Here is a 3,240-nt window from a genome sequence, read left to right on the forward strand (position 1 = left end):
CAACCGGCTTGGCACACTCGCCCAGCTCTGCCTTGTTGATCGTGTCATTGAGTTTGGCATCCGACAGCGCCTGCTGGCGGTCTTGCGCACACCAGATATGACGCATGGACGCTGCCGCCTTGGTGGTCGGGCCTCCGCGGGGGAAAGCCAGGTAGTGGACCGTCACGCCGGACGCCATGTATTCGTCGATATGGCGATGCAGCTTGCGGCAATACCCGCAGGTAATGTCGGTAAAGACAAACACTTCGGCTTTTTCGTCTTCAGCAGCGTAAGTGATCATGTCGTCCTTGTTCAGCGTCTTGATGCCTTCAGCGCGAACCTTTTCCAGGCGCTGCTCCGCCGGATTGACCACCTCTCCGTCTTTCAGCTCAAGCAGCTTGCCGATCATGATAAAACGGCCGTCTTCGCTCATGTAAACGGTTTCACCCCCGTTCACTTCCAGCGCCAGCATGCCCGCCATGGGCGCAGCACGCACATCACTGACCTCAACAGCAGGAAAGGCTTTCTTGAAAGCCGCTTTCGCCTGTTCACCATCGATCTCGGCGTTACCCTTGGCGGTTTCAGAACTGGCGCCACATGCGGTCATCAGCCCCAACAATACAAACAGCAAAACCTTTTTCATTATGTCGTTACTCCTTCTCTTACCTGTGAGAACCCGCCAGCTGGCTCAGGTTCCCGATCGGGGGTGATGTTTCTGGTAGACGTCTTGTAACCGCTGCTGTGCCACATGAGTGTAAATCTGGGTCGTCGACAGATCCGAGTGCCCCAGCAGCAGCTGTACCACCCGCAAATCCGCGCCATGATTCAGCAGGTGTGTAGCAAAAGCATGCCGCAGTGTATGGGGAGAGAGCTTTTTTTGCACCCCCGCGACCACTGCCAACTGCTTGATTCGATGCCAGAATGTCTGCCGCGTCATGCAGGTGCCGCGGCGGCTGGGAAAGAGCAGCTCCTGATTGCCACCCTGCTGATCCGCGGCCAGCAACTGGGGACGGCCCTCCTGTGCATAACGGCCCAGCCAGTGCAGCGCCTCTTCCCCCAGCGGCACCAGCCGCTCCTTGTCGCCTTTGCCGATCACCCGGATCAGCCCCTGGCGCGGATTGATCTGGCTCTGGGTCAATGTCACCAGTTCCGTCACCCGCAGGCCCGTGGCATAAAGCACCTCCAGCATGGCCCGGTCACGCAGGCCCAGCGGCGTGGAAAAGTCCGGCGCCGCCAGCAAGGCCTCCACATCCGCTTCGCTCAGGGTCTTTGGCAACGGCCTGCCCAGTTTGGGTCGCTCGATCAGCAGTGCCGGGTCCTCCGCAATGCGCCCTTCCCGCTTGAGCCAGCGGTAAAAGCTTTTCACCGCCGACAGCTGTCGGGCAACGGAGCGTGCACTGAGGCCTTGCTGGTGCCGGGCGGCAAGGAATTCCAGCAACTGATAGCGCTCGCAGGCCAGCAAACTCGCCCGTTGATGCTGCAGCCAGACAGCCAGCTGGCTAATGTCCCGACGATAATTGGACAGACTGTGCTCACTCAGACCTTTCTCCAGCCACTGCTGGTCCAGCCAGCTGTCAATCAGCTGGCCATGTGCATCCGTCAGTTGCCTGCTATCCACAGTTCCNATTACGCCATCAGGCCTTATACAAAAAGAAAAAACAATGAGTTACCCAGAATGAACACCCACACATACCGGCACGCCTTTTACTAAATATTACGCACAAGCCCACGGGGATAGACGACAAACCACGCGATTTAGGGCAACAATGGAGACCAGCAAAATTTCAAGAAATCGTCACCAAGGAGAGGAATCGTGGGAATTTTATCCTGGATCGTATTCGGTTTGATCGCCGGCATCATCGCTAAATGGATTATGCCAGGGAAGGACCCGGGCGGCTTTATTGTCACCACCCTGATCGGTATTGCTGGCGCCGTAGTCGGCGGCTGGCTGGGCTCCCTGACCGGCCTGGGCGGCTCAGTGAGCGGGTTCAGCCTGGGCAGCTTTATCACCGCCATTGTCGGCGCGCTGGTGCTGCTGGCGCTGTACCGGATGGTGAAGAAGAACTAGCACGCCTGATGCCATGAGCGTCATGCATCCGGCATCCAGCGTCCGGCGCTCCAACAAAAAAAGCCGCTTCCCGAAAAGGAAGCGGCTTTTTTTGTTGGAGCAATCTACCGGGCCAGAGGTTGATTTCGCATGCCCTACAGCAAAGGCTAAACCAACATTCGCTCGCGGTAGAAGGAATCCGCAATCTACTACCGGATTTTTTCTTTGATCCGTGCGGACTTACCAGAGCGATCACGCAGGTAGTAAAGCTTGGCGCGGCTCACATCGCCACGACGGTTAACCTGGATGGAATCGATCAGCGGGCTATGCAGCTGAAATACACGCTCAACGCCCACACCGTGGGAGATTTTACGCACGGTAAACGCAGAGTTCAGGCCACGGTTACGACGGGCGATAACCACACCCTGGAACGCCTGCAGACGCTCACGGGTGCCTTCCTTTACTTTCACTTGCACGGTAACAGTGTCACCGGCGCCGAATTCCGGTACTTCGGTTTTCAGCTGGGCATTTTCAATGCCCTGGATAATAAGGTTCTTGCCACTCATGGCAGTGCTCCTAATCAGAGTTTTTTGCTGTATGCGACGACTGCTCGGCGATGTATTCGTCCAGCAGCTGTTGCTCTTCGTTGCTCAAGCCCCGCGCCCGGCGGGCCTCCAGCAGGTCCGGACGCTGTTTCCAGGTCCGTCCCAACGCCTGCTTAAGGCGCCAGCGGCGAATCAGCGCGTGATTGCCACTGAGCAGTACCGGTGGCACCGCCTGCTCGCCATACACCTCCGGGCGGGTGTAATGCGGGCAATCGAGCAGGTTTTCGAATTCACCCGAAAAAGAGTCCTGCTCGGCGGAATCCTGGTGACCCAGCACTCCGGGAATCAATCGGCTGACCGCATCGATCAGCACCAGCGCCGGCAATTCGCCGCCGCTTAGCACGTAGTCGCCGATGGATATCTGCTCATCCACCTCGGCATCGAGCAACCGCTCGTCTACGCCCTCGTAGCGCCCCGCCAGCAAAATCAGGCCGGGCTGCTCCGCCAACACCGCGGCCTTGGCCTGGGTCAGCGGCTGTCCTTGCGGGGACAGATAAACCACTTTCGCTGCCGGGTTGGCAGTGCGTGCAGCCTGCAGGGCTTTCGCCAGCGGCTCCACCTTCATCACCATGCCGGGGCCGCCACCAAAAGGGCGATCGTCCACAGTGC

At 58.5% G+C, this 3,240-nt stretch carries 5 protein-coding genes; 1 reads left to right on the plus strand and 4 read right to left on the minus strand.

The window, feature by feature from the left end; genetic code table 11:
* Both A3754_RS20040 and xerD read right to left on the minus strand, forming a co-directional pair.
* The coding region (locus tag A3754_RS20040; protein ID WP_063521102.1) for a disulfide isomerase DsbC N-terminal domain-containing protein at positions 1-622 on the minus strand (622 nt) is incomplete at its 3' end.
* A gap of 45 nt (positions 623-667) precedes the next feature.
* A complete protein-coding gene (gene xerD / locus A3754_RS20045; RefSeq protein ID WP_063521104.1) occupies positions 668-1,582 on the minus strand; it encodes a site-specific tyrosine recombinase XerD in 915 nt (304 codons plus the stop codon).
* Positions 1,583-1,792: 210 nt separating this feature from the next.
* Between xerD and A3754_RS20050 the strand changes: the two genes are divergently transcribed.
* Complete coding sequence (locus tag A3754_RS20050) at positions 1,793-2,047, plus strand: GlsB/YeaQ/YmgE family stress response membrane protein (RefSeq protein WP_063521103.1); 255 nt, start codon at positions 1,793-1,795, stop codon at positions 2,045-2,047.
* A 188-nt stretch (positions 2,048-2,235) separates the two neighbouring features.
* Here A3754_RS20050 and rplS read toward each other — a convergent pair whose 3' ends face one another.
* Together rplS and trmD are read right to left on the minus strand one after the other, a co-directional pair.
* Positions 2,236-2,592, minus strand: a complete 357-nt coding sequence (gene rplS / locus A3754_RS20055; RefSeq protein WP_007150853.1) for a 50S ribosomal protein L19 — start codon at positions 2,590-2,592, stop codon at positions 2,236-2,238.
* Between the two features lie 10 nt (positions 2,593-2,602).
* Positions 2,603-3,240: tRNA (guanosine(37)-N1)-methyltransferase TrmD (trmD, locus tag A3754_RS20060; RefSeq protein ID WP_063521105.1), on the minus strand; the 638-nt coding region annotated here is incomplete at its 5' end.

Source organism: Alcanivorax sp. HI0083, assembly GCF_001635175.1.